We start from the raw sequence: 26116 nt of genomic DNA, 5'->3' as shown, positions 1-26116 counted from the left end.
GTGTGAACGCTCCTTGAACTCATAAACACCATCCTACCGAAGGGGCGCGGGAATGGACATTCGGGGAGCAAGATCGATGGCCGTTGGTCGGTACTGTCACTTCTGATAGTAGCCAGGCATGTCCACGAACAGTTAGATGAGGACATACAGGCATGCAGGTCTTGACGATGGGAATGCACCACAAAACACCAAAGTTGTCCGTCGTCGACCCGCGCGGCTTGACCATCCGTACGGTGGACTATTGGCGTGCCGTCGAAAACCTGCCCACTGAAGCACGCATCAATCGCACGGCCCATGATGCTGCGGGCCACCCGATAAAACAGTGGGATCCGCGGCTTTGGGCATTGCAGGATGAAGATCCTCTGACACCCGCCAATTCAACGACCGTGCATTCGCTGTCCGGCCATGCGCTGTGTACCGTCAGCGTCGATGCTGGATTGCAGCTGAACCTGCCCGGTCTGGGCGACGAGATTTTGCTGGAATGGGACAGCCGAGGTACACGACGTGAGGTTGAATACGACGACCTGCTTCGTCCTGTGGCAGTGTTCGAGCAGGGCAGATCCGCTGAACGCATGACCTATGGCGGTCCCGATCAGGGCGACCAGAATCAATGCGGGCAGTTGATCCGTCATGACGATCCCGCCGGGACGGTGCTGTTCGAGGCATTTTCGATCACCGGCCAATGCGTGAGGCAAGTCCGTCACTTCACCCTGGACCCTGTTGCCCCTGACTGGCCGGAGCTGGAAGCCGATCGCGAGCGGCTGCTTGAGCCTGGTGACGGTGCGTCGTCGACGTGGCGTTTCGGTCCACAGGATCATGTGCTGGAACAGACCGATGCCAGGGAGAATCGTCAGGCCTTCCACCTGACGCTTGATGGACAGTTGCGTGAGGCGCGACTGCAACTTCATGGGCTGACCACCTGGCAAACGCTGGTGCGCGATATTCGGTACAGCGCGCAGGGGCAGGTCGAACACGAAACCGCTGGTAACAACGTACAGACGACCCTCGTTTACCGCCCCGAAGACGGTCGGCTGATGGAGCGCCGGGCACAGGATGCCAGTGCCGGACTGTTGCAACACCTGATCTACGATTATGACCGCATGGGCAATGTCCTGAGCATCGAGGACAGGGCACTGTCGGTGCGTTACTTCAACAATCAGCGCATCGATCCCCTCAGTCGCTTTATCTACGACAGCCTGTATCAATTGATCGAAGCCTACGGCTGGGAGGAGGGCACTCTCCAGCAAGGGCCGGCGTCGGTGGGACGGGTCGATCCGGCGGCGGTCAGCAACTATCACCAGACCTACCGCTATGACGAGGGCGGGAACCTGCTGACGCTGACGCACGTCGGCGCGCAGAGTCGGGGGCGCGAACTGAAAGCGGCGCGCTACAGCAATCGTTGTCTGCCCTGGCGCAACGGCGTGCCGCCGACCGAAGAGGACATCGCCGCGGCGTTCGACGCCAAGGGCAATTTGCTGGAGCTGGATCAGGGGCGGATCCTGAATTGGGATCTGCGTAATCAGTTGCAGTCGGTCAGCCCGGTGGAACGCGTTTCCGGGCTCAATGACCGGGAGTCCTATGTCTACGATGGCGGTGGGCAGCGGGTACGCAAAATCCGCTCATTGCAGACCAATGCCCGGACCGTGGTGGCTGAAGTGCGTTATCTGCCGGGGCTTGAAATGCGCAGCGATAACGGCACGGGAGAAGTATTGCAGGTGATCACCGCCCAGGCGGGACTCAATAGCGTGCGAGTGCTGCATTGGGAAACAGCGCCACCGTCCGGTATCGCCAACGATCAATACCGCTACAGCCTGGCTGATCACCTGAAATCCTGCACGCTGGAACTGGCCGACGACGCGCGAATTATCGGTCAGGAAACCTACTATCCCTTTGGCGAAACGGCTTGGTTTGCCGGGGCGGGCGTCGTTGAAGCGAGTTACAAAACGATTCGTTATTCGGGCAAGGAGCGGGATGCGACGGGGCTTTATTACTATGGGTACCGCTATTACGTCCCGTGGTTGCAGCGTTGGCTGAATGCGGATCCGGCGGGGGAAGTGGACGGGTTGAATCTGTTCTTGATGGTGCTGAATAACCCGGTGACGTTCATTGATTCATTTGGCCTGCAACACGATGTAGTGGGGGATTACGAAATCGACATCGGCAAGCTTCAGCGAATGGGATTGAAAGTTAAGGCAATGAACGCAAAAGTCGTGATGTTTGACGAAAAGACCGAAAAATTCAAACCCAGCTCCGGGTTCAAAGCGGTGTGGATGTCAAATACGCCGTTGGCAAGGATGAGCTGAAACGCAGCTTGAAGGAGTACAAGCGCGTGTTCATGCATGCCTCGAATATGTTTACGGACTCCGTGACAGGTGAACCCCGGAAGAATCTGGTGCTTGGACAAGGCATCTCATCAGAGATGTTGAAGTTGGCGAATAAGGATTTTCAGAAGCCCCGAATTACAGAGGCGGATCCTGGAGGTGCCTGGCCAAAAAAAATCGTCGAGAACAGGTTCTTTGCGATTTTGAAGAAAGAGGACAAGCTGAAAGCTGCGGGAACCCGACAAATCTACGCAATTGCAGCAATTTCCACCACGACGCGCATGGGGGCGGCCAGTAATGACACAGAGGCCAAGGTGGAGTATTTGGTGGCCAACCCCGCTTCCCAGCTGACGGCAAACGAACTGAGAAGAGCCTCCGAGGCCGGGGTCATGTCGAAGGACGTCTCGAATGTACGAGGCGTGGGCAACTTTCTGACGCTCAAATCGCTGAACAGGATAAACAAGACCAGCAAGTTGGTAAAAATTACTACTCGAGCGGTCAACCCAAGGTCAGCGGCCATTGCCTCGAGATCGGGTGCCACATGGAAGGGATAAAAAAAGCCCCCACCCAACCCACTGCGGATAGGGAACGCAGCGGGCTGGACGGGGGCTTCTTGTCTTACTGAGCGTTACTGCGCGATGGTTTTCACCGACACGCCACGCTCGATGGGGTTGGAGCGACCGTAGATATCTTCAAACCGCTCGATATCGTCTTCACCCAGGTAGCTGCCCGATTGCACTTCGATGATCTCGAGTGGAATCTTGCCTGGGTTGCGCAGACGGTGAACCGAGGCGATCGGGATGTAGGTCGATTGGTTTTCAGTCAGCAGGAACACGTTTTCGTCGCAGGTCACTTCAGCAGTGCCACTGACCACGATCCAGTGTTCGGCGCGGTGGTGGTGCATCTGCAGCGACAGGCATGCGCCCGGCTTGACCGAGATGCGCTTGACCTGGAAGCGGCCACCCATGTCCACCGAGTCGTAGGAGCCCCACGGACGATAGACTTCGCAGTGGGTCTGGGTTTCGCTGCGGCCCTGCGCGTTGAGGGTGTTGACCATCTGTTTCACGCCTTGGACCTTGTCCTTGTGGGCGATCATCATGGCGTCCTTGGTTTCGACGACCACGATGTTTTCCAGGCCGATCACCGACACCAGTTTGCCGTTGCCGTGGATCATGCAGTTCTTGCTGTCCTGGATGACCACGTCGCCTTTGGTGACGTTACCGTTGGCGTCTTTTTCATTGACTTCCCACAGCGACGACCAGCAACCGACGTCGCTCCAGCCGGCGGTCAGCGGCACGACGCAGGCGCGCTGGGTTTTCTCCATCACCGAGTAGTCGATGGAGTTGTCCGGGCAGCAGGCGAAGGTGGCGGGGTCGATGTCGACGGTGTCGGCATCCTGTGCGCTACGTTCCAGCGTCAGTACGCAGGTGTCGTAGATGTCCGGATCATGCTTTTTCAGTTCTTCGAGGAAACGGCTGGCGCGGAACAGGAACATGCCGCTGTTCCAGAAGTAACCACCGGACTGGACGAATTCGGTGGCGCGTTTGACGTCAGGTTTTTCGACGAAGTGCGAGACACGGCTGACGCCTTCCGGCAGCAGCGCATCGTTGGTGGACTTGATGTAGCCGTAACCGGTTTCCGGTTTGGTCGCCGGCACGCCGAACAGCACCATCTCGCCACGCTCGGCTGCCACAGTGGCCAGGGCCAGGGCGCGTTGCAGGGCTTTCTGGTCTTCCAGTACGTGGTCGGCCGGCAGCACCAGCATCAACTCGTCGCGACCTTCATTGACCAGCATCATCGCGGTCAGGGCCACGGCCGGGGCGGTGTTGCGACCGAACGGTTCCATCAGGATGCGCTGGGTGTCCAGGTTGCGGGCACTCAGTTGCTCGTTGACGATGAAGCGGTGATCTTTGTTGCAGACCACGATCGGGGTATCCATGCCTTCGAACACCAGGCGTTCCAGGGTTTGCTGGAACAGCGTGTGTTCGCCGGTCAGGGCGAGGAATTGCTTGGGGAATTGCTTGCGCGAAAGCGGCCAAAGACGTGAGCCGCTACCACCTGACAAGATCACCGGAATCATGTTGTTACTCCTTCAAAATCGATTGGGTTAGAGCCACGAAAGTTCTGTCGTTTCACTCTTGTTCTTGTTCCGTGCCCGAATTGACACCTCGGTCCTCTGTGGGAGTTGGCTTGCCTGCGATGGCATCACCTCGGAGTATCTGTAGCACCGAGTGGTCTGCATCGCGGGCAAGCCCGCTCCCACAGGGGGAGCGTCAATTCAGAGAATTAATCAGCGCGTCGAAACCGGGCGCTTGACCCACACTGGCGACAGGCTGCTACCACTGCCGGTGACGTACAGCACCGCGGCTTCGCCTCGTTCCAGGGCAACCGGTTTCACGTCGCCGACTTTGGTGGCGCCGTCGTACAGGGCCAGGCTGACTTTCACCGGGTTGATTTCACGCTCGCCACGGCCCTTGGCTGCCACAGACGGGACCACTTCGGTCTTGCCGTCGGCGGTTTTCAGGGTCAGGGCCTTGTCGCTGAGGTTCTGTACGCGAACCAGGGATTTCTGCTTGTTCTTGAACGGCGGCTCTTCGATCAATTGCGGTGCGCCGCTGGCGTTGTTGACCAGGGTGTAATAGTGGTCGCCGGCCAATTTCACTGGCAGGGTCTGGCTGCCGATCTTGGCGCTGTAATCGCCGCCCGGCATGAAGCTGAAGTCGGTGCTGGACAGCGGCGCGACTTCACTCAGGTTGGTGGTGCCAACAGTGGCGCTGACTTCAGCGTTGGCGGCGTTGTAGATGCGCACGAAGCTGGAGCCTTTCGGTGCGGTCGGGCCGTAGAGCGCGCCGTCACCGGCGAAGGCTTGCATCGACAGCACGCTCATGCCGGCGACGAGGGCAACTGCTTTTAAGGAGCGAGCGGCGAGACGGCGAGGAGTAGTAGTGAAAGTCATGGTGTACCTCTCTTTCAGTTTTGCGCCCGGTCGGGCGTCTCGGATTTAGTGTTTGCAGCTACGTTTTGTTGGCGTGCGCCGGCTTGTTTAAGCTCTGCGACCCACTGCGGGTCGGCGTCACCGATTTCGTTGTTCACAGGCAGATATCGTTCAGGGAACTCCCAGATCAGCACTTGTGGCGGGCTGTTCTTGAAGGCATCGCTTTTCAGGTAGCTGAGCATCGGCAGAATCGGGCCATGGCCGTCTTCGGCGTAATTGACCACGTCGCTGTGCAACGCTTCTTTCAGCGCACCGACGAAGTTCCAGTTCGGGTTGGCGCTGTAGCTGGTGCCAATCAGGGCCACCGGCACTTCAGTGTTGGCGAACAGGGCGTCATCACCGGCAGGCTGATCCTGGGCCGCCACAGTGTTGCGCTTCTGCAAAGGCTCCTGCGCCGGCATCAGGTTTTCGAACAGAGGGTCCAGCGGCAGGAACAAACGCAGGTCGCCCTTGTGCGTCACCTTCTCCGCAGGTTCGGTGACGAAGTTTTGCGGTTCGCCGCTGAGCGGAGCCTTGTCGGCGATGGTTTTGGCCAGAGTCTGGGCAGCGACTTGCGCGCCTTCCGGGGTCCAGTGGGTGTCGGTGCGCAGGAACACTTGCTGACCGTCTTGCTTGGCCTTTTGCATCGGGCCTAGCAGGTCGGGGGCGAGGATCTTGTCGGCCGCCACACGAGCGTGGAAGTCCTGGTACAGATTGGCGTGGATACTTGCCGGCTTCTCTTCACCCAGGTGTTCCGGGTACAGACGCGTCTTGGCTGGGACAATCGCCATCACCAGTTGCACACCTTGTTTTTTCAAGGTCTGGCGCACGCCTTCGACCAGCGCGTAGTTGCCCTGCAGGTTCAACTCTTCGTTGACGATCGGGTGGAACTCTTCATCGCTGTAGAGCCACTGATCGCGACCGAGCACCACGCCCGGACGCCCTTCATTGAACAGTTTGAAATCCAGCGCGGCCCAAAGGTTGGTGCCCAGGCGCTTGATCGGGAACTCGTCGTCGTAGTGCGTTTCGACGGCTTTGCTCCAGCGACCGTTGAGCACGGTCGCATCGGCGTTGGTACTGAAGCCGAAGAAGCTGCGTACCGACCACACGCCCAGGACCAGCAAGGTCACCAGGAACAGGGCGATGTAGAAGATGCGTAATGAGCGGGTCATAGTCAGATCCCTCAGAACTGGAAGTAAAGGAACGGCGAGAAGCTTTGCGCCGAGAGTTTGAGAATCGAGGCGATGAACAGCAGCAGTACGACGGCGCGCATCACGTAACGGGACCAGTCAGCGGTCCAGTAGGCCGGTTGCACAGTCGCTTCAACGCCGACGGTGTAACCCGGTTCGTGGATGCTGGCCGGGTTGTCACCCGGTACGGCTTTGATCATTCCAGGCGTAGCCGCGGCAGGGCCATCGGCCTCGACGTTGACGGCAGGCTTGGTCTTGACCGGTGGCCGGTTGGTGTAGAAATCACGCAGACCGAAGAACGCCAGGGTTGCGTAAGCCACCACCAGGGTTGCCACTTGCAGACCGGTGAGGCTGGCCTGGTTGAGTTCCGACAACGACCATTCGCCGAAGCTGAACATGGCGCCGTACATGCGACCGGCGACGTGCAGGTTCTCTGCGCGGAAGATCACCCAACCCATCACCACCAACAGGAAAGTCAGGGCCCAGCGGACCGGGTTGAAGCTGCGCGGCGAAGTGTTCAGGCCGAGGGCTTTTTCGATCGCCAGCCACATGCCGTGCCAGGCACCCCAGACGATGTAGGTGATGTTCGCGCCGTGCCACAGACCACCGAGCAGCATGGTCAGGAACAGGTTGCGATAGGTCATCAGCGTGCCTTTACGGTTACCGCCGAGGGTGATGTACAGATAGTCACGCAACCAGGTCGACAGGCTGATGTGCCAGCGACGCCAGAACTCGGTGATCGACTGGCTGATGTACGGCTGTTTGAAGTTTTCCATGAAGCGGAAACCCATCATCAAGCCCAGACCAATCGCCATGTCGCTGTAGCCGGAGAAGTCGAAGTACAGCTGCGCGGTGTAGGCCAGGGCGCCGAGCCAGGCATCGCCCGTGGTCGGGTTCTGCAAGGCGAAGCAATGGTCGGCCACCACCGCCAGGGTGTCGGCGATGAAGACCTTCTTGATGAAGCCCTGCATGAACCGCGTGGCACCTTCGGAGAACTTGTCGAGGGTGTGGGTGCGGTTGTTGAACTGGTCGGCCAGATCACGGAAACGCAACACGGGACCGGCGATCAAGTGCGGGAAGATCGCCACGAATGCGGCAAAGTCGATCAGGTTGCGGGTCGCCGGGGTATCACCACGGTAGACGTCGATGATGTAGCTGATGGACTCGAAGATGTAGAACGAGATCCCGATCGGCAATAGCACGTGGGTCAGGATGAACGGCGACAGACCGACCGAGGTCATCATCGCGTTGATGCTGTCCACGCCGAAGTTGGCGTACTTGAAGTAGCCGAGGATGCACAGGTCGACGCCCACGCCAAGGAGTAGCCAGCGCTGGGCCGGTTTGGTCCGAACGCCCGCCGCACCAACCTTCAGGCCGATCCAGTAGTTCCACAGCGTGACGGCTGCGAACAGCGCAAGGAAGTCCACACGCCACCAGGCGTAGAACACGTAGCTGGCGATCAGCAGCAGCAAGTTGCGATAGCGTATTCCGCTCAAGTAGTACATGCCGAGAAAGATCGGCAAGAACAGAAACAGGAACACGTTGGATGAAAATACCATCCCGATCTCTCCATGTTTAACCAACAGTCAAGGGCCGCAGCCCCCCCAAACCCCCCCGCCGAAAACCGGAGGGCTAACTCACTAAACTCAAACTCGACACCGACCCTGTGGGAGCGGGCTTGCCCGCGATAGCGGTGGGTCAGTCGACATCAATGCTGAATGTCAGATTGCAATCGCGGGCAAGCCCGCTCCCACAGGGTTTTGTATTGTTCCTAGGAACCTTTGCCTTTCTCGCTGGCCGGGTCGTAGACCTTGGTCAAATCCCCGCCGAGGCGGAAGGTCTTGAACGGCTGCATTTTGTGTTTCTGCGCCAGCACATCCGGCGTGCAGGTGTAGAGCGAGCAGAACGGTTCGAGCCAGGCAAATTTCGAGTCGACTTTGAGGTCGGTCATGTCCTGCTCTTTACCGTTCTTCTCCTCGAATTCATCCGGGTCTTCCACGCCTGCAAGCACGCGATCACCCAGGCGTTTCAAGGCACCGTTGTTTTCCTGACGCAAATCGACACCGTTGACCTGAGCGAAACTGGCGATCATCGCCAGTGGCGGCAGGGCATAGTTGTGATAGGCGAGGGCGCGTTGCTGGCGCTTGAGCTCGTTGGGCAGGAAGCCTTGGGCGTCGACCTGATTGACGCCGACCTTGTATTCCTTGACGGCCCAATCGAACAGATCGCGGCGGTTGGTGGCGACCGACGTGGCCATCACCGACCAGGCTGCCCAGTACGAGTGGTTGTTGGTTTGCTCGAGCGGCAGGTTGTCCCAATCGCTGACCACCTGATCAGCCATTTTGCTGAACCAGGCTTCAATCACTTGCGCTTCTTCCTGGTGGGTAGCCAGTGGGTGCGAGTCAGAGAACTTCAGGCGGACATAGGACGAAGCCATGCTGCCCAAGGCCCATTTGCGCATGGACTTGCCGGTATGGTTGAAGTCCTTGGACATCAACGCGTCGGCCTTCGCCCAGGCAGTCAACCAATTGAGGGTGCATTCCAGTTGTTCCGGACGACCGTCACGCATGAACTTCATCACTTGCTTGCTGGTGCTGCGCTCGATCTTGGTGATGTCGGCGGTGGTGTCGCGGAAGGCTTTTTCCGATGCCTCGTTCAGGGTCGAACGGGCCTTGTCGGAACCTTCGTATTTGCTGCGAAATTGCAGGGCACCGGTGTAGGGCGTCGGCATCGCTTCGCAGCCTTCACTCTTGTCGCCGGTTTTGACTTTTTCAATGGGTGCAAAGTAACCCTGGGGCGGGCGAAGTGGCGCGGCAGCCTGGGTGGCGCCGGCGCACATCGCCAGCGTCAGCAGGGAGGGCGCGAGTAACTTTTTCAGCGTTCGGGTTTGCATGCAGTTCATAAGAGGTAGCCTCATTGCCCGGCTTGAGCGGTACGCTGCTCGGCGCCGGAGAACACGTTGCGTTTGCAGATTTTCGCTTCGACTTTCTGAGGCGTGGTACCTGGTTTTTCAGGTCCCTGGACTTCGACAGCCAGCAGATTCTGCGAGGCCCAGTCTTCGTCCGTGCGCAACTCGAAGGCGAAACGCCCGTCGGTTTCGGATGTTTCCGGTTTGTCGATCTTGATGTCCTCGTGGCGCCCGTTCATGTACCAGAGGGTGGCTTGCAAGGTTTTCACCGAGGTGTCGGCGAAGCGGATATCGACCTGGTGACTGCTGTTGCGCAGGTCCAGGTTCTTGCTGTTGACCATCAATTCGTTTTTGCCCGGTTTCAGCGTGGCGCTGGCGCTCATCTGTGCATCTTTGCCTTCGCAACCGTTGTCCAGCAGCGCCATCATTTGGCGGTAGATGGTTTCCTGATCGAGGCGATAAAGCGGCGAGAATTCCCAGATGAGGATTTTCGGTGGTTTGGTCTGGAACTCTTCGCTGCCCAGGTACTGCAGCATCGAACCTTCGAAGCCACCACCGGGGAATGCCACGTTGAGAATGTCGGCGCCGATGGCCTCTTCGAGGAAACCGGCGAAGTTGTAGTTCTTGCCACTGTGGCTGGTGCCGACCAGGGTAATTTCCGGATTGCCGGAATCACTGAACAGATCGCCATCGCCCGCTTCGCCTTTTGGCTCGGTGGTGAACTGATCCATGTACTGGATCGCGTAGCTGGTGCCACAGAGTTGACCAGCCATGTTGTGTAACGTTCCGGTCTTGCCCATGCGACCCGACTTATGGGTCTCGAATTCACGCTTGGGAACGTCGGCGAAGGCCGGCAATTGCTTGACCTTCTCGGCGACAATTTTCGCTGTGCGTTGGGCGCCATACGGCGTCCAGTGTTGGTCGCCGCGGAAGTAGAAATCGTGAGCCGGCAGGGTGTCGGGCAGCGATTCGTTGGTCAGCGGCGACAGGTCCGGAACCACGTAGCCCATCTGCGCGAAACGCCCGAGCATGGTTTTGTAATTCCTCAGCGCCTTGTCGAAATCGTAGCTCGCCTTCTCTGCCGGGTTCAGCTTGTTGCGGTTCACCAGGCCACGGGTCGGCTGGTAAACGATGACCAGTTCCACGCCTTTGCTCTTGAACGCATCGTGCAGTTGTTTCATGCGTTTGTAGCCAGCGGGTGTGGTGTCGAATTCGGTGCGCAAGTCTTCTTGCGTACGGAACAGCCAATCGCCCTGCGCCTGCACCAGTGTGGTGAAGTTCTGCTGATAGCGGGTGGTGTAGTTCTTCGGGTCGTGGGCTTCGGGGCAGAGATTGCAGCAATCATCGGCCTTGAATTTTGGTGCGCTTACGCTGGCGGCGTTATCGGCGCGAACACCGCCGCTCGCCGCAAGAATGCCAGCGGTCAGGGCCGACAGGCTGAGTAATTTGATCAAGTGTGGGTGCATAAAATTATCCTCAGTCCCGCATTTCGGTCTGGCGTTCGACAGGGTCGATCAGCACGGCTTTCTGCTGGCGCACCAGCAGGTCGAGAATTTCATCCTGGCGCTCGCCAAGAATCCCCGAGAAGCTGATGCCGCTGGATTTGGTCGGGGCGAGCATCGACACGCGATACAACTCCACGCTCAACGGCGAGTCGATCGACAGTGGTCCGCTGCCATTGGCGGCCAGTTCACCGCCGACCACGATCAGCGACACCTGGGCATCGAACGGATCGAGCTTGATGTCCCGGTCGGTGTCGCTCAGGTCTTTGATGTGCCCGTAGACACCGGTCAGGCCGTTGGCCATCGAGACGTTTTCATACAGGCGAATGTTCACGCTGTTACGAATACGGATGCCGTGGCGCTTGTTGTTGATCACCTTGTTGCCCCACAACAGGTTGTCGGCACTCTCGTAGAGGGTGATGCCGTCGGTGTGGTTCTTGTAGATCTCGTTGTAGGCGATCAGGTTGTTCACACTGTTACGGTCGATCACCAGACCCGACAACTTGTTGTCGTAGCTGCGGTTGTTGAAGATGAAGCTGTCATTGACCTCACGGGAAATAATGATCCCGTGCTTCTTCTTGGTCCCGTACACCGTGTTGTCGGCGATGATCAGACCGTGGGAACGGTCATGGGGGTCGATGCCGTAGACGATGTTGTCTTTGTAGGTGTTGCCCTTGACCACGAAGTCGCGGGTTTCGTAGCAGTAGAAGCCGTACCACATGTCCGAGAACTCGGAGCCGACGATCCAGCCGGACGGTTCCGGGCGCTTGAGCACCTTGGCCATGTTCGGCGTGTATTGCGAAATACTCACGCCGTAGGACTTACTGTTGGCGTAACCGAAACTGGCGATCTTGCTGTTGGCAATGTAGGTCTCGGTGCCACCCCAGGACAGCAGGAACGGACGGAATTCCTTGGGCGACTTGAAGGCCGCCGGGCCGTTTGCCTTCTCGCTCCAGCCGGTGATTTTGGTATCACGCACGAACAGCTGGCCGTCGTTGACCAGGAACGAACCGGCCTCTTGGGACAGGCGCAATTCCTGGGTCTGCTTGTCGATTTCCAGAATGCCCTTGTTACCCACCACGATCGGCAACTTCGCCAGGAATACACCCGGCGAGGTTTCGCTGAAGTACTGCTTGGGCAACTTCTTCGCCAGGTCCTTGAGGTTCATGTAGCCGTCGTCAACGAAGATCGCCTGCGGGATGCCGTGCTGACGCACCACCCATTCGGCCATCTTGTTGTCGCCGCCGATGAAGTCCTTCAGGGCGTTTTCCTGCATCATCCGGCGCACGCTGATCTTGCCGGGTTTGGTGCGCACGACTTTCGCGGCGATGGCTTCGGCGGTGTAGCCAGAGGTGTCCGGCAGTGTCGGCTTGGCCAAGTCCAGCGGCGCGGTTGGCGCGCTGCTGACGGTGTAGGTCTTGGCCTGTTGCAGCCCCTTGGCCATGGTCGTCGGTTTTCCCGCTTGCACGGGCTTGGCCGGTTCGACGGTGGCGAAGGCCGCTGCGCTGGCGAGCAGCAGCGCGCCGGCCAGCAGGCTGATCGAGCCTTTCTTGGCGCTGTTCATGTCGGGCACTCCCTTCGCGGTTTGCATCAGAAGCGCCAGACCACGTCGACAAACGCGCGGTGCATGTACGAGTCGACTTCTTTGCCATAGGCATCGCCAGGCTTGAACACACCGCCACGGAACCGCACCAGAGCCGAAGGCTCGTCGATCGACTGGCTCAACGCCGCCGGCAACAGGCCTTGCTTGAAGTACTTGGTGACCACCAGGTCCATTTCCTGACCGAGGTCTTTGTTGCCATCTTCCAGCGGCAGCGAGGTGCTGGAGAGGATTGCGCCGGTCACGTCGTCGGTATTGTTTTCGACGGCGTTGATGCCGTTGCTGCCCACCGGCTTGTTGCCGTCCACACGCCAGAACTTGTGGTAGATCAGACTGGCGTCGTATTCGTCGTTGAGCATCCACGAGCCGAACAGGGTAGCGGTCTGCATGTTGTTCATCTCGCCACGGAAGGCTTCGCCGAAACGGTGAACCCGCGAGCGTGTACCGGTGTAGTTCGAGCGATTGCTTTCCAGGCCGGTCTGTTCGTACTCGGCGCTGGCACGGGCATAGGCCGCACCGACTTGCCACTGCGGATCGAGGCGCAAACGCAGGCCAATATCAGTGGCCCAGCCATTGAGGTCTTCACCGCGTTTGGCTTCGGTCGGGCGCGTGCCATCGGCGTTCAGCGGGTTGACCGTGTCGGTGTCGCCGCTCATGCCGGTGATGCTGCCCCAGTAGTTGACGGTGTTGGTGTTGCGCCAGTTATAGGCGTCGCTGTCGGCGGTGAGGCCGAGCCAGCTGATGTCACCGTTCTGTTTTTTATCCAGCGAATCGCCGGCAACGCCCGGCTCCGGGTAGTCGAGCTTGCCGTCATCGTGGGTGTGATGACCGCGAATGCCGACCCAGTTACCCGGCGACCATTGAGTGGCAACGTCGCCGAAAACGTGCAGGCGATCTTCGTCTTTGGGTGCCAGCTCTTTCAAGTCAGTGCGGTATTCGCTGAAGCGTTCGGCGATACCGACGTTGGCGCGCAACAGGGTGGTGTCGAAGGTCCAGTTCAGGGCTTCGATGTTGGTGTCGCGCCATTGGCCGTCGTCGTTGCGCAGGCGTTGGCGACCGAGCTTGAGGATCTCGCCAGGGTAGGGCGTGAGGCCGCTGTAGCCGACCCAGAACTCGCGCATCGCCAAGTAGTTCTTCTTGGTTTTGCGATCACCGTTGTCGGTGGTCTGGGTACCGTCGCTGTCGGACTGTTGCAGGGTATCCGTTTCGATGATGTCGGTGGACGTCACGGCCTGGCCCATGGCGTAGGCGCTCCACGCGCCGCTTTCGCCGTACACCCATGGACGCAGGTCGAGGCCGACGCCGGAAACGTCACCGCCACTGGCAGTGCCCAGGTCACGGTCGTCTTCGGACTGGCCGGTAACTTTGACTTCGAGGCCGAAATTCTTGTCTTCGGTCAGGGCCGCCAGGGTCGGGCACGACCACAGCAGGGCGAATGTCAGGCCAATACCGGCCTTCACGAATGGATTGAGCTTCATAGGGATTCCTCGCCGTCTTCTTCTTGCAGGGCGTGCAGTTCCAGCGTGTCCGGACTCACGGCACTACGAATGGCCTGTTCTTGTTTCAACAGGCGTTGGGCCTCGGCCAGCCGGTCAGGCGGCAGTTGCGCTTCGATTGTTTGCGCAAGCTCATTGGCTTGTGGGGTGTTTTGAGCCTTCGCCAATTGGCTGAAGACATAAGCGTTGACCGGGTCGGGTCGGGTGCCCTTGCCTTGGGAGAACAGTTGGGCAATGGCGAAATCGGCGCTGTTCTGGCCGTTACGCGCAGCGGTCAGCAAGTGATCCAGGGCTTTTTGCGGATAGACCTTGCCCAGATAACCACGACGGTAAATCTGGCCGAGGTAGTAATCGGCGGCGACTTCCCGGCCGACGGCTTTCTTGAAGTGCTCTTCGGCGACCTTGGCGTCGGCCGGCACCATTTTGCCTTCGAAGTACAGCTTGCCCAGCAACAGTTCGGCACGCGGCTGATCAGCGGCGCGGCCGTTGTCCAGGTACTTCATCATGGTGTCGACGTCGCCCAGTTCCGGGAAGTCGTAGAGCAATTGCGCGAGGCTGACCCAGGATGCCGGGTAGCCAGGTGCGATGCCTTCGAGCAGCGACTGAGCGGTTTTCTCGTCGGTCTTGCCCAGGCTTGCATCGCCCAGTACGCGAGCCACGCTGTCCACACGTTGCGCAGTGACGACGCCACGGCTGTGACCCGCCTGCATCTGCTTGATCAGTTCAGCCTGTTGCTCTGGCTGGCCGCGTTTCTGATAGACCGTGGCCAGTTCGACGTAGCAGATGTCGGTGGTGTTCAACGCTGCTTTGCAGATCTTTTCCACGTCATCCAGGTGTTGGTCGTAAGTGCCCTGGGTGCGATAGAGCAGCACTTGCGCCAGACCGGCTTCCGGTTTGCCTTCGGTGCGCCATTGGCTGATCTGCTGCTGCGCGTTGACGTTCGGGAAACTGTGCGGGTATTGCAGGTACAGCATCGCCAGCGGGATCAGGGTGTTGCCTTCGCCATTGGCCGAGGCTTTCTTCAACAGCGCTTCGGCTTCGTGGTGTTCGGCTTCGGTGGCACCGGGTTTGGCCACCAGCAGACGACCCAGGCGAGCCTGAGCCCGCGGCGAGACGCTGGCCGCGGCGCGGTAAGTCGCCTCGGCCTTTTTGATTTGCGCCGGGTCACGGCTGTCGACCTGCAGATCGGCCAGACCGACCTGAGCTTCGCTGTAACCCAGGTCTGCCAGCTGCTGATAATTCTGCGCCGCCAGCGTGGTGTCGCCACGCTTGAGGGCTTCATTGGCCAGACGCTGGTCGGGCAGGCCGGCACAGCCGGCCAGGCTCACGGCCAAAGCCAGCGAGCACACCACATAACTACTGTGGGAGCGGGCTTGCCCGCGATTCAGGCGGCTCGGTGCTTCAGAAATACCGCGCTGATCCAATCGCGGGCAAGCCCGCTCCCACAGGAGTCGCGGTGTTTTCAGGAGACTGATGATCGTCACGGGCATGTCCTCTGTTTAAAGACCGGCGGCCATGGCTTTGTTGATCAGCCAGCTCAGGTTCGGGCCACGGGTGCTGTTCACTTCCACCGGGCGACCGGCGAAGGCGCTGTCCAGCGGCTCGTCAGGTTTGATCTGCACGCGGATGTCGGATGACAGGTCGGCGCTTTTCAGGCTGGTGCTGCTGACGATCTTGCCGGTACGGGTTTGATCTTCACCGGCGATCTGGAAGCTGACGGTGGTGCCAGGACGCACGTCGCCGAACTGGCGATAGGAGAAGCGCGCTTCAACGTTGGCTTCGGTGTTACGCGGCACCAGTTGGAAGATCACGTCGCCTTTGCTGGCGTACTGACCGTTAGCCACCAGTTGCTGAGACACGGTGCAATCGCACGGCGACGTCAGGGTGCCGGTCATTTGCTTGCCGAACAGTTCTTCAACCTTGGATGGTTGCAGTTGACCTTCGTCCAGATGGCCCTTGAGTACGTCGAGCATGCTGGTGCTGAAGGTCGCCAGCGGTGCGCCTTTAGCGGCAACGCCGTCAGCCTTGATCAGGCTCTGCACGGTGCCGTCGCGTGGCATGGTGATGTTCATCCCCTGCACGCTGACCAGACCGGCCTGGGCGTGGCTGACGAAGTACATGCCGTACACCGATTTGAAAATGAAACCGAACGCCACCAGGCCGACCACGAAGATACCGGCGCTGAAGGTCACCGCTTTCAGACGGCCCAGCGGGGTCATGCCGTGGCCGCCATCCTTGACCTTGCGCGCCTTGGTGAAGTTGTCGCGCTGCAGGGTCGCCAGCATTTCACCCACGCTGACGATGTCGCCGGCCAGGTGCGAGGTGATCAGGTGGCGCAGGGTGGAAATGTCACGGGGTTCCAGGTTCTGGAACTGGCAACCGGTGCGACCGGTCTGGCGATCCACGGAGCGGATTTGCAATTCCACGTCCATGGCCAGGCCGAGGTTATCGATCACGAATTGCAGGCGGGCCTTGTGCACATCGCCGACCTTCAGCGGCAGCTGACCGGCGTTGAACGCCAGGCCGCCAGCGGAGAGGTCGATGAGCCGGGCTTCAACCGGAGTCCGGTCTGGACCGAAGAAACGCAGCTTGGCCGGGATTTTCACGCGAGCGTGTTGGCGCTGGGCTTCGGATTCGTGCACTACGTTGGAGTTGACGGCGGTATTCATATGGGCGATTTCCTAGTTAATTCAGGCGAGTTCGGTCAGACCATCAGCAGCAGCACGGCGACAAAAATGCTGCCGGCGGAGAAGGTCATGGTCCGAGACGACCAAGTGTTGAACCAACCTTGAAAGCTGGCGAGATCACGGGTCAGAGAAGTGGGCTGGCGACTCCAGGACTGTCGGTCGAGGCGGAAGAACACGTAGATCTTCACCAGCGCGCCGACGATCTGGTTGTAATAGAGAATCGCCGGGTAAGCCGGGCCGATCCGGTGACCGGAGCAGGACAGCAGCACGGTCAGGATCAGGCGGGTGATGCCGATCCACAGCAGGTAAACCAGGATGAACGCGCTGCCGTACTTGAAGGTGGCGAGGAGTGCCACGGTCAGGCCCAGCAAGGACGTCCACATCGATACACGCTGATCGAACAGCACCACCGACGTGAACAGGCCGAGACGTTTCATCCCCAGGCCCAGGGCGCGGGAGTTCTGCCGCAGGTTGTTGCCGTACCAGCGGAACATCAGTTTGCGACTGGCCTTGATGAAGCTCTTTTCCGGCGGGTGTTCCACGGTATGGATCGCGGCATCCGGCACGTAAAACGTGTCGTAGCCCAGACGCATCAAGCTGAACCAGCTCGACTTGTCGTCACCGGTCAGGAACTTGAAGCGGCCCAGGCGCCAGTGTTGCAGCGAGTCGCTTTCCACATCGGCGATGAAGTCCGGGTTGGTGACCACGGTGGCGCGGAATACCGACATCCGGCCGGTCATGGTCAACACGCGCTTGGACAGGGCCATGGAGCACATGTTGATGTGGCGCTGGGCGAATCGCAGTTTGTGCCATTCGCTCATGATGTAGCCGCCGCGTACTTCGCAGAACTCGTTGGTGGTCAGGCCGCCGACATTGCCGAACAGCTGGAACCACGGCACGGTCTTGAGCACTACGCCTTCAGCCAGCACGGTGTCGCCATCGATCACGGCAACCACGGCGCGGTCGTCCGGCAGGTGGCGCGAGATGGCGCGGAAACCGTAAGCCAGGCCATCGCGCTTGCCGGTGCCGGGAATGCGCACGAAGTCGAGCTTGACCCGTGGCGGTGGGTTCATGCGTTTCCAGAGGCTCTTGACCAGCAGCTCATCGGACATTTCGACGATGGAGCAGACCACGGTGGTCGGCAGTTCGCAGTCGATGGCCTCGCGGATCACCGAGCTGTAGACCTGAGCGGTGGTCAGCGCGTCGATACGGAAGCTGGTGACCATCAGAAATACATGGGACGGGTCTGCCGCTTTGCCCAGCTTGCGCACTTTGCGCCGCAGGTGCGGGTAGACCACGTACAGAAACAGCATGCCGCGCAGAAAGTGCGTGGCACCCATCGAGTAGCGCCAGATACCGACGATACCGATCAGGAAGATGAAGTCCTTCGACTCGGAGTCGAACGTGGACGCAGGCAGCGCCATGGCGATGCCCATCAGTAAACTTAGGTAAAACAGCCAACCGGCGGCCTGAAGTAGGCCGTGCTTTAGCCTGTGCATAATCTGCATCCGTCTCGATCTCGGGCGAGCCTGTGGGGTGGCCCGATGGGGTTAAGGCAGGCGTAGAAAGCCAAGTCGATCTCATCAGACCTGTAGGAGCGAGGCTTGCCCGCGAAGGCGGCGTACCTGACACATCACGTCGCCTGGTTCGCCGGCAAGCCTGGCTCCTACGAGGAAGGTGTGTTACCAGCAGATGCCTTCAGTCCGGCCGCTCACGCTGGTGGCTTTGGACATGAAGCCAACCAGGTCGACCACTTGCTTGCCGTGTGGAGCTTCCAGCGCCAGGGCGCGGAATTTCTCGTCACGGTTGCCGAGGATGATCACGTCGGAGTTTGCGATCACATCGTCGAAGTCGGCGTTGAGCAAGGACGAGACGTGAGGGATCTTCGACTCGATGTAATCCTTGTTCGCACCGTGGACACGGGCGTATTCGACGTTGCTGTCGTAGATGCTCAGGTCGTAACCCTTGCCGATCAGCATTTCCGCCAGATCAACCAGCGGGCTTTCGCGAAGGTCGTCGGTGCCGGCCTTGAAGCTCAGACCCAGCAGGGCGACTTTGCGCTTGTCGTGGCTGGAGACGATGTCGAACGCGTTCTGCACCTGGGACTCGTTACTGCGCATCAGCGAGTTGAGCAGCGGTGCTTCCACGTCCAGGGAACCGGCGCGGTAGGTCAGGGCGCGCACGTCTTTTGGCAGGCAAGAGCCGCCGAACGCAAAGCCTGGGCGCATGTAGTACTGGGACAGGTTCAGTGTCTTGTCCTGGCAGACCACTTCCATCACTTCGCGACCGTCAACACCGACGGCCTTGGCGATGTTGCCGATCTCGTTGGCGAAGGTCACCTTGGTGGCGTGCCACACGTTGCAGGTGTACTTGATCATCTCGGCAACGGCGATGTCCTTGCGGATGATCGGTGCGTCGAGTTCTTCGTACAGCGATTGCAGAACGTCACCCGAAGCCTTGTCGAACTCGCCGATAACGGTCATTGGCGGCAGATCGTAATCGGCGATCGCGGTGCTTTCACGCAGGAACTCAGGGTTGACCGCTACGCCGAAATCGACGCCGGCTTTTTTGCCGGAGCAGTCTTCGAGGATCGGGATCACCACGTTTGCCACGGTGCCCGGCAGGACGGTGCTGCGAACCACGATGGTGTGGCGGGTGGTCTTGTCACGCAGGACAAAACCGATCTCGCGGCACACGGCTTCGATGTAGTTCAGTTCCAGATCGCCGTTCTTCTTGCTCGGCGTGCCGACGCAGATCATCGACAGGTCGGTGTCGCGAATCGCCTCGGCGAAGTTGGTCGTGCCGCGCAATTTGCCCGTCTCGATGCCCTTCTGCAGAAGTTCGCCCAAACCCGGTTCAACGATCGGCGATTTGCCGGCGTTGATCATATCGATTTTGTCTTTGGCAACATCGACGCCAACGACGTCATGGCCCCGTGCAGACAGGCAACCGGCACATACTGCGCCGACGTAACCCAAACCAAATATGCTGATGCGCATCGCAATTACCTCTCAGTTAATCAAACCTGTGTTCATCAAGCCATTACATGGCCGGATTTAATGGTGTTCAGCGGTCATAGTGCACTCGCAAGTGCGACTTAAAGGCGCCACAATGCCGTGTGCAGGCATACTAAGTTCCGAGTGTCTAAATAAATGCACTCAAGATGTGCGCAGCCAGGTCTTATTGTTATGACGTGCCCTGTTATGCAGCCGATCCTCTTTTCTGAAGACTTCCGTGCAAAGGTCTTGCGCGCTCAATGCCAGGCCCGAAAGCCCGTAAATCAAGCGGTTGGGTGCTCAGGTGAGCACGTTTATAGGGGCGCAGCCGTGGCCTTGTAGGGGATAGTAATGGTGCGTTATCTCCTGTCCTTCATGTGTTGCCCAAATAAGTGATCAGTAAGCCAAAGTAAGTGTGACAACTTCGCTACATCGATCTCTTGTCTGTGTAAGTTATCTCGCACAATCACCGAGAGAATCGTTACCGGTGGTATGAGCGGCGCATTTGGACATAGTTCCTGTCCGCCCATCGCGAATTCTGAAATTTCTTGAAATATTGAAAAAGATGGCACTGCTTTCATATTGATAGCACTTGCCATTTGGCCCTTTATATATGGGGCGATTGTCGCGCTGGATATGTTTTTGCCACTACGAGTAAAAAATTTCAGTGCCACTACTGAAAAAAATGATCAATGTCGAGTGAAACTAAAGTTAGAAAATGGAGTGCTTGAATATTGGCGCCAATAAAACGGCGAAAAGGAAAGGATTGTTCGACGATCAAAGGGGGCGCGCACGACGAAGTAAGGGGTGTCGTGCGCTGACTTAGTGCAGGCTCTATTACTCCGGAGCGTGATCTCGCAGGAACACCAGATTGTCCGGTTTAGACTGTTCGGCGCTGTAGCGATAACCCTGAACGTCGAACTGCTTGAGGGCGACCGGGTCATTGATGCGTTCTTCAATGACGAAGCGACTCATCATCCCGCGGGCCTTTTTCGCGTAGAAGCTGATGATTTTGTACTGGCCGTTCTTCAGATCCTTGAACTCGGTATTGATGATGCGCGCGTTCAAGGCACTGCGTTTGACCGCCGAGAAGTACTCGTTGGAGGCCAGGTTCAGCAGCACGTCATCGCCTTGATCGGCCAAGGCTTCGTTCAGCCATTCGCTGATCCGCGTACCCCAGAAGGCGTACAAGTCCTTGCCACGGGCATTGGCCAGTTTGGTGCCCATCTCCAGCCGATAGGGCTGCATCAGATCCAAGGGGCGCAACAGGCCATACAGGCCGGAGAGCATGCGCAAGTGCTGCTGGGCGTAATCGAAATCGGCTTCGCTGAAAGTTTGTGCATTCAGGCCGGTGTACACATCGCCCTTGAATGCCAGCAACGCCTGCTTGGCGTTGGCTGGGGTGAAGGCCGGGGTCCAGCTGCCGAAACGCGCGGCATTGAGACCGCCGATCTTGTCGGAGACGTGCATCAGCTCGCTGATCTGCGCCGGTGTCAGGTCGCGCAGTTGCAGGATCAGTTCCTGGGAATGGTCGAGGTATTGCGGCTGAGTGAAGCGCTGGGTCGCCGGCGGTGTTTCGTAATCGAGGGTCTTGGCGGGGGAAATCACCATCAGCATGAAGTCGTCTCCTTTAATCGTGGGGGCGATTCTAGGGGGTTGTCCTCGTTGACTCCAGCTATGGGTGTCATAGGTGATCGGTGGTGTAACCAGGTTTTGTCACAGAGAGATCCTGTGGCGAGGGAGCTTGCTCCCGCTCGAGCGCGAAGCGGTCGCAATACAGGCGCATGTGTTTTTTCTGAAGGAATGCATGTGTTGGTTTGAGGGCTGCTTCGCAGCCCAGCGGGAGCAAGCTCCCTCGCCACAATGAGATCGGCTGCTGCTGCGGGAATGTGAGCGGGATCGGCTATAGTGCCGCGCGGGTTTTGTTATGGAGACATCCCATTGCGTATCGTTTTTTTATTCTCGGCCTGGCTCTTGAGTTTTGGTGCCATCGCCGCGCCGGGCGATGTGGCGACGCTGGATCGCAGCACCTGGCCTGAGCTGCTCAGCAGCCCGACGCTGTTTGACGTCGCCTCGCGGGCCGAAATCCTCATGTTTGCCCGGGTTCTGCTGGCCAGTGAGTCGCTGGATGAAGCGAGCCTGGCTCAACGCCTGGGCCTGCGCACCCTCAATCTGGAGTCGGTCAACCAACTGCGCCAACGCCTGTGGCAGCGTTTGCTGACCAATTACAACTTCGCCCAGCAGAGTTGCGATCAGGATGCCTCCTTCTGTTTCCTGGTCGAGGACATGGCCACCTTGCGTGAGCAAGCGGCGAAGTTTCAGGTGAGCGACGACAGCTATTACATCAAGTGGGCCGAGCCGAGCCGGTTGTTCCATGCCCAGTACCTGGACGAGCAGTTACGCAAGGCCGCGCTGTTTCCGCAGACCAGCAGCGAAGTCGATCGTTTTGGCGACTATGAGCGCAATGGCGAGGCCATGAATGATCGTCTGTTTCTGCTGACCTTCGACAGCGCCGCCAATGCCACGCCAGATAACACAGTCTGGGTCACCGAGTACCTGCGCAAATCCAGCATGAGCGCTACGTTCTTCGTCCTCGGCAAGGACATCCAGGCCCGCCTGGCCGATCGTTCGGTGGCCAGCCTGCAAGGGACTTATTCGCAGCAATGCGTTGGCGTGCAAGGCTGGGAGTTCCGCTCCCACAGCCACTGGCAAGACTGGCAGGACTCGGTGCGACGCAGCGTCGAGCTGATCAAAGGCAAGCTGCCGGAGAATTACGTGCCGCTGTTTCGCCCGCCCGAGGGGCAGCGTCGATCCGATGCCGAGGGCTTTTTCACGTCTCAGGGCTTGCGGGTGGCATTGTGGGACATCGATGCCCAGGACGGCGCCGGCAAGCTCAAGGGCAGCCAGAGCGCACAACGAGTGTTAACCCTGATGCTGCTGTGGCGGCACGGGGTGATCAATTTCAATGTGAAGCAGGATGCGCTGAAAACGGCGATGCCCTGGCTTATTACGCAAACGGCGCCAAGCGGGATCGGTTGGGCAGACTGTCAGGACGCGTTTCGCTGAAAACGGCAAAAGGCCGTAAACATTGAGCCAAGAGCGATTTCTGGAGGGAAATAGGTGCAGGCGGACTTCCGACTTTAACGGCACATTGCCTGCACGCCAAGGGCTATTCGTCACTCTGAAAAATAAACTTCAAAAAAGCGTCAAAGTGCTTTTTTCTGTCACAGGTTTTGGGGTATTACGAAGACAGACCGCCGAAACCTGCAACACAGGTGGCGTCTCCCAAGACCCCAGTTTGTGTGCAGTTCACTTGACTCCTCGCAGGTGAATTCGGCGGCCACTTCGAGGCGCAGCACCGTCATGGTATTGCGTCGACTGGCTCCCACAAAGGTGACCGAGTATGGATGATCACGGACGTAGCCCTTCTTCCAACCAGCCAATCCTTTATGTACTCGATACCAACGTATTGATTCACGATCCAAACGCCCTGCTTAATTTCGAAGAACACCACGTCGCCATCCCGATGACCGTGCTTGAAGAGCTGGATAAGCTCAAGAGCGGGCATCACAGCGTTGCCGCGGAATGCCGCCAGGCGATTCGCCTGATCGACAAGACGTTGGGCGATGCCAGCCCCGAAGACGTTGAACTCGGCGTACCGATCCAGCGCGGCAAGAGTGGGCCCAAGGGTTTGCTGTCAATTCTGATGAGCAAGCGCACTGAGCCGAACATCATTCTGCCGGAGCATCTGAACGACAACATCATCATCAACCAGTTGATCGACCTGCGGGCGCGCGATGCAAAACTGCCTGTGGTGCTGGTCACAAAAGACATCAACATGCGCCTCAAGGCCCGGGCTTGCGGGATTGCGGCCGAGGACTACAGTACCGACCAGTTGGTCGACGACGTTTCGTTGCTGCCCAACGGTTATCACAACATGACCGGTTCGTTCTGGGATCGGGTGAGCAAAGTAGAAACCCGGCAGGATCATGGTCGCACCTGGCACCAGGTGCAGCTGATCGACAACCTGCCTGCGGTACACGTCAACGAGTTCATCATCGACGAACAGGGCTTTGTTGGCTGGATCAAGGAAATCCAGGTCGACAAGTTGCTGATCCTCGACCTGCATCAGGAGCCTCTGTTGCACCAGGAAGCCTGGGGCCTGAAACCGCGTGACATCTATCAGAGCCTGGCGCTGTACGCCTTGCTTGATCCGGACATCCACCTGGTCAACCTGTCCGGCGCGGCCGGTTCCGGTAAAACCATCCTGGCCCTGGCGGCGGCCATCGAGCAGACCATGGTCAGCAAACGCTACCGGCGCATTATCGCCACCCGCAGCGTACAGGGGCTGGACCAGGAAATCGGCTTCCTGCCTGGCACTGAAGCGGAAAAAATGGAGCCTTGGCTCGGCGCCATCACCGACAACCTCGAAGCGCTGCACATGGACGACGAAAACACCCATGGCAGCGTCGATTACATCCTCAGCAAAGTGCCGTTGCAGTTCAAATCCCTCAACTACATCCGAGGCCGCAGCTTCCAGCAGAGTCTGATCCTGATCGATGAATGCCAGAACCTTACGCCGCACCAGATGAAAACCATCATCACCCGTGCCGGCGCCGGTTCCAAAGTGGTGTGCCTGGGCAACCTGGCACAGATCGACACCCCTTACCTGTCCGCGACCAGTTCCGGGCTGACATACCTGACAGAACGCTTCAAGGATTTCCCCAACGGTGTGCACATCACCCTGCAAGGGGTGCCACGCTCGATTCTGGCCGAATACGCCGAATCGCACCTGTAGCCCTCACCAGAACCGGGCGGCCCAAAGCCGCCCGTTTTTTTATGCCCAATACATAACCTGTGGGAGCGTGGCTTGCCCGCGATGCAGGCACTGCGGTGTAACAGGTACACCGCGCTGATGCCATCGCGGGCAAGCCACGCTCCCACAGGGTTCAATGTGAATGCATAATCAAACGTGCGGGAATTTGACCCACAGGTTTACAATCGATGCTCCTGATCAGGAGTATCCCTGTGCTGACTCATCTCGATTCCCAAGGTCGCGCCCATATGGTCGACGTCACTGAAAAAAACGTGACGTACCGTGAAGCAACGGCCCAAGCGCTGGTGCGCATGCTGCCCGAAACCCTGCAGTTGATTGTCACGGGCGGCCATCCCAAGGGTGACGTGTTCGCCGTGGCGCGGATTGCCGGCATCCAGGCGGCGAAGAAAACCAGCGATCTGATTCCTCTGTGCCACCCGTTGATGCTCACCGGCGTCAAGGTTGAACTCAGTGCCGAAGGCGACGACACCGTGCGCATCGTGGCGCGCTGCAAGTTGTCCGGGCAGACCGGCGTCGAAATGGAAGCGCTGACCGCCGCCAGCGTCGCGGCGCTGACCATTTATGACATGTGCAAGGCCGTGGATCGCGGCATGACCATCGAGAGCGTGCGGCTGCTGGAGAAACTCGGCGGCAAGAGCGGCCATTTCCAGGCGGATCAGCCATGAACGTTACTGTGAAGTTTTTCGCCCGTTACCGTGAAGCACTCGGCGTGGACTCGGTGAAGGTCGAAGGTGATTTCGCCACGGTCGAGGATGTGCGCGCGCTGCTGGCCCAACGTGACGGCGCCGAGGTACTGAGCGAGCAAAACCTGATGTGTGCCCGCAACGAAGACCTCTGCCAGCTCGACGAACCGGTGAGCGATGGCGATGAAGTGGCGTTTTTTCCGACCGTGACCGGGGGCTGAGCCATGGCGATTCGCGTGCAGTCCACACCGTTCGATCCGGGCGCCGAAGTCAACGCCATGCACGCGGCCAATGTGGGCGTTGGTGCGGTCGTGAGTTTTGTCGGCTACGTGCGCGACTTCAATGACGGCCTCGATGTCGCCGGGATGTTTCTGGAGCACTACCCGGGCATGACAGAAAAAGCCCTGGGCAAGATTGCCGCGGAGGCCGAGCAGCGCTGGCCACTGTTGAAGCTGGAAGTGTTGCACCGCATCGGCGCGCTTGAGCCGGGCGAGCCGATCGTTTTCGTCGGCGCCGCCAGCGCCCACCGTCAGGCGGCGTTCGATGCCTGTGCCTTTGTCATGGACTATCTGAAAACCCGCGCGCCGTTCTGGAAGAAAGAAAATACCCGTAATGGGCCGCGTTGGGTGGAAGGGCGTGACAGCGATCATGCGGCGGCGGATCGGTGGAAGCAGTAAGCAACCCGATCTGTCTTCAGGGGCTCGATTCTTGAAAACACTGGAAAGTTAATCCGTCCTTAACCGGTTTATCGTTTATTCCTTGTGGCGAGCGAGCTTGCTCGCGTTGGGCTGCGTAGCGGCCCCAAAAATCTGAGTGCTACGCACTCAAGCGGGAGCAAGCTCCCTCGCCACGGGTTTCTCACTGACTCAAGACTCTCCGTGACAGCATTGGCGTCAGAAGGCCGGGTTCAGGGGCGGTTCAA

Annotated in this window: 20 protein-coding genes; 7 read left to right on the top strand and 13 right to left on the bottom strand. The window is 58.9% G+C overall.

The features are described from left to right. Positions 1–152: 152 nt before the first annotated feature. Together AB7M26_RS00590 and AB7M26_RS00585 are read left to right on the top strand one after the other, a co-directional pair. Positions 153–2303, top strand: a complete 2151-nt coding sequence (locus AB7M26_RS00590) for an RHS repeat domain-containing protein (protein ID WP_429387522.1) — start codon at positions 153–155, stop codon at positions 2301–2303. Continuing rightward, positions 2267–2875 carry a hypothetical protein gene (locus tag AB7M26_RS00585; protein WP_429387520.1) on the top strand — a complete coding sequence of 203 codons (609 nt, stop codon included), beginning with the start codon at positions 2267–2269 and terminating at the stop codon, positions 2873–2875. Before AB7M26_RS00590 ends, AB7M26_RS00585 begins: the two co-directional genes overlap by 37 nt. Positions 2876–2949: 74 nt before the next feature. On the opposite strand, the gene AB7M26_RS00580 is transcribed toward AB7M26_RS00585, so the two are convergent. From AB7M26_RS00580 to yaaA, 13 genes are all read right to left on the bottom strand, one after another. After that, a complete protein-coding gene (locus AB7M26_RS00580; RefSeq protein WP_123501020.1) occupies positions 2950–4401 on the bottom strand; it encodes a mannose-1-phosphate guanylyltransferase/mannose-6-phosphate isomerase in 1452 nt (483 codons plus the stop codon). Positions 4402–4611: 210 nt separating this feature from the next. Continuing rightward, the gene (locus tag AB7M26_RS00575) at positions 4612–5277 is read right to left on the bottom strand and encodes an alginate O-acetyltransferase AlgF (RefSeq protein ID WP_123501022.1); all 666 of its coding nucleotides are present in this window, start codon (positions 5275–5277) and stop codon (positions 4612–4614) included. Between the two features lie 14 nt (positions 5278–5291). After that, complete coding sequence (locus AB7M26_RS00570) at positions 5292–6467, bottom strand: alginate O-acetyltransferase (protein WP_008070452.1); 1176 nt, start codon at positions 6465–6467, stop codon at positions 5292–5294. A gap of 11 nt (positions 6468–6478) precedes the next feature. Further along, complete coding sequence (locus tag AB7M26_RS00565) at positions 6479–8044, bottom strand: MBOAT family O-acyltransferase (protein WP_123501024.1); 1566 nt, start codon at positions 8042–8044, stop codon at positions 6479–6481. A gap of 212 nt (positions 8045–8256) precedes the next feature. Continuing rightward, complete coding sequence (locus AB7M26_RS00560; RefSeq protein WP_123501026.1) at positions 8257–9387, bottom strand: mannuronate-specific alginate lyase; 1131 nt, start codon at positions 9385–9387, stop codon at positions 8257–8259. 11 nt (positions 9388–9398) lie between these two features. Next, positions 9399–10859, bottom strand: coding sequence for an alginate O-acetyltransferase (locus tag AB7M26_RS00555; RefSeq protein ID WP_063341501.1), 1461 nt, complete (start codon positions 10857–10859; stop codon positions 9399–9401). A gap of 10 nt (positions 10860–10869) precedes the next feature. Next, positions 10870–12459, bottom strand: coding sequence for a mannuronan 5-epimerase AlgG (gene algG / locus AB7M26_RS00550; protein ID WP_123501028.1), 1590 nt, complete (start codon positions 12457–12459; stop codon positions 10870–10872). Positions 12460–12485: 26 nt separating this feature from the next. Next, complete coding sequence (locus tag AB7M26_RS00545) at positions 12486–13973, bottom strand: alginate export family protein (RefSeq protein ID WP_123501030.1); 1488 nt, start codon at positions 13971–13973, stop codon at positions 12486–12488. Then, complete coding sequence (gene algK, locus AB7M26_RS00540; protein WP_185022256.1) at positions 13970–15481, bottom strand: alginate biosynthesis TPR repeat lipoprotein AlgK; 1512 nt, start codon at positions 15479–15481, stop codon at positions 13970–13972. Before algK ends, AB7M26_RS00545 begins: the two co-directional genes overlap by 4 nt. Before the next feature lie 9 nt (positions 15482–15490). Continuing rightward, positions 15491–16660 (bottom strand): alginate biosynthesis protein Alg44, encoded by a 1170-nt coding sequence (locus AB7M26_RS00535; RefSeq protein ID WP_123501032.1) that lies wholly within the window; start codon positions 16658–16660, stop codon positions 15491–15493. Between the two features lie 35 nt (positions 16661–16695). Beyond that, on the bottom strand, positions 16696–18177 hold the full coding sequence (alg8, locus tag AB7M26_RS00530) for a mannuronan synthase (protein ID WP_429387512.1): 1482 nt from the start codon (positions 18175–18177) through the stop codon (positions 16696–16698). Between the two features lie 183 nt (positions 18178–18360). Next, positions 18361–19677, bottom strand: coding sequence for a nucleotide sugar dehydrogenase (locus AB7M26_RS00525; RefSeq protein ID WP_123501037.1), 1317 nt, complete (start codon positions 19675–19677; stop codon positions 18361–18363). Between the two features lie 834 nt (positions 19678–20511). Further along, positions 20512–21291, bottom strand: coding sequence for a peroxide stress protein YaaA (gene yaaA, locus AB7M26_RS00520; RefSeq protein ID WP_123501039.1), 780 nt, complete (start codon positions 21289–21291; stop codon positions 20512–20514). Between the two features lie 324 nt (positions 21292–21615). On the opposite strand from yaaA, the gene AB7M26_RS00515 reads away from it, so the two are divergent. The 5 genes from AB7M26_RS00515 to moaE all read left to right on the top strand — a co-directional run bounded on the left by AB7M26_RS00515 (position 21616) and on the right by moaE (position 25871). After that, positions 21616–22740 carry a polysaccharide deacetylase family protein gene (locus AB7M26_RS00515; protein WP_123501041.1) on the top strand — a complete coding sequence of 375 codons (1125 nt, stop codon included), beginning with the start codon at positions 21616–21618 and terminating at the stop codon, positions 22738–22740. A gap of 337 nt (positions 22741–23077) precedes the next feature. After that, a complete protein-coding gene (locus AB7M26_RS00510) occupies positions 23078–24472 on the top strand; it encodes a PhoH family protein (RefSeq protein WP_007896403.1) in 1395 nt (464 codons plus the stop codon). Between the two features lie 230 nt (positions 24473–24702). Then, the gene (gene moaC / locus AB7M26_RS00505; protein WP_123501043.1) at positions 24703–25176 is read left to right on the top strand and encodes a cyclic pyranopterin monophosphate synthase MoaC; all 474 of its coding nucleotides are present in this window, start codon (positions 24703–24705) and stop codon (positions 25174–25176) included. Beyond that, positions 25173–25415 (top strand): molybdopterin converting factor subunit 1, encoded by a 243-nt coding sequence (moaD, locus tag AB7M26_RS00500; RefSeq protein ID WP_123501045.1) that lies wholly within the window; start codon positions 25173–25175, stop codon positions 25413–25415. Before moaC ends, moaD begins: the two co-directional genes overlap by 4 nt. Before the next feature lie 3 nt (positions 25416–25418). Next, positions 25419–25871: a molybdopterin synthase catalytic subunit MoaE gene (gene moaE, locus AB7M26_RS00495; RefSeq protein WP_123501047.1), complete on the top strand. Its 453-nt coding sequence runs from the start codon at positions 25419–25421 to the stop codon at positions 25869–25871. The last annotated feature ends 245 nt before the right edge of the window (positions 25872–26116 follow it).

It is taken from the genome of Pseudomonas sp. F-14 TE3482, from assembly GCF_053629455.1.
The sequence above is the reverse complement of the archived record's forward strand: the minus strand, read 5'-3'. Positions and strand labels throughout refer to the sequence as shown.

What these genes read in the sequence shown, in the direction of transcription:
- AB7M26_RS00590 (WP_429387522.1), top strand. Translation starts at nt 153, where the DNA reads ATGCAGGTCTTGACGATGGGAATGCACCACAAAACACCAAAGTTGTCC.
- AB7M26_RS00580 (WP_123501020.1), bottom strand. Translation starts at nt 4,401, where the DNA reads ATGATTCCGGTGATCTTGTCAGGTGGTAGCGGCTCACGTCTTTGGCCG.
- AB7M26_RS00575 (WP_123501022.1), bottom strand. Translation starts at nt 5,277, where the DNA reads ATGACTTTCACTACTACTCCTCGCCGTCTCGCCGCTCGCTCCTTAAAA.
- AB7M26_RS00570 (WP_008070452.1), bottom strand. Translation starts at nt 6,467, where the DNA reads ATGACCCGCTCATTACGCATCTTCTACATCGCCCTGTTCCTGGTGACC.
- AB7M26_RS00565 (WP_123501024.1), bottom strand. Translation starts at nt 8,044, where the DNA reads ATGGTATTTTCATCCAACGTGTTCCTGTTTCTGTTCTTGCCGATCTTT.
- AB7M26_RS00560 (WP_123501026.1), bottom strand. Translation starts at nt 9,387, where the DNA reads ATGAACTGCATGCAAACCCGAACGCTGAAAAAGTTACTCGCGCCCTCC.
- AB7M26_RS00555 (WP_063341501.1), bottom strand. Translation starts at nt 10,859, where the DNA reads ATGCACCCACACTTGATCAAATTACTCAGCCTGTCGGCCCTGACCGCT.
- algG (WP_123501028.1), bottom strand. Translation starts at nt 12,459, where the DNA reads ATGAACAGCGCCAAGAAAGGCTCGATCAGCCTGCTGGCCGGCGCGCTG.
- AB7M26_RS00545 (WP_123501030.1), bottom strand. Translation starts at nt 13,973, where the DNA reads ATGAAGCTCAATCCATTCGTGAAGGCCGGTATTGGCCTGACATTCGCC.
- algK (WP_185022256.1), bottom strand. Translation starts at nt 15,481, where the DNA reads ATGCCCGTGACGATCATCAGTCTCCTGAAAACACCGCGACTCCTGTGG.
- AB7M26_RS00535 (WP_123501032.1), bottom strand. Translation starts at nt 16,660, where the DNA reads ATGAATACCGCCGTCAACTCCAACGTAGTGCACGAATCCGAAGCCCAG.
- alg8 (WP_429387512.1), bottom strand. Translation starts at nt 18,177, where the DNA reads ATGCACAGGCTAAAGCACGGCCTACTTCAGGCCGCCGGTTGGCTGTTT.
- AB7M26_RS00525 (WP_123501037.1), bottom strand. Translation starts at nt 19,677, where the DNA reads ATGCGCATCAGCATATTTGGTTTGGGTTACGTCGGCGCAGTATGTGCC.
- yaaA (WP_123501039.1), bottom strand. Translation starts at nt 21,291, where the DNA reads ATGCTGATGGTGATTTCCCCCGCCAAGACCCTCGATTACGAAACACCG.
- AB7M26_RS00510 (WP_007896403.1), top strand. Translation starts at nt 23,078, where the DNA reads ATGGATGATCACGGACGTAGCCCTTCTTCCAACCAGCCAATCCTTTAT.
- moaD (WP_123501045.1), top strand. Translation starts at nt 25,173, where the DNA reads ATGAACGTTACTGTGAAGTTTTTCGCCCGTTACCGTGAAGCACTCGGC.
- moaE (WP_123501047.1), top strand. Translation starts at nt 25,419, where the DNA reads ATGGCGATTCGCGTGCAGTCCACACCGTTCGATCCGGGCGCCGAAGTC.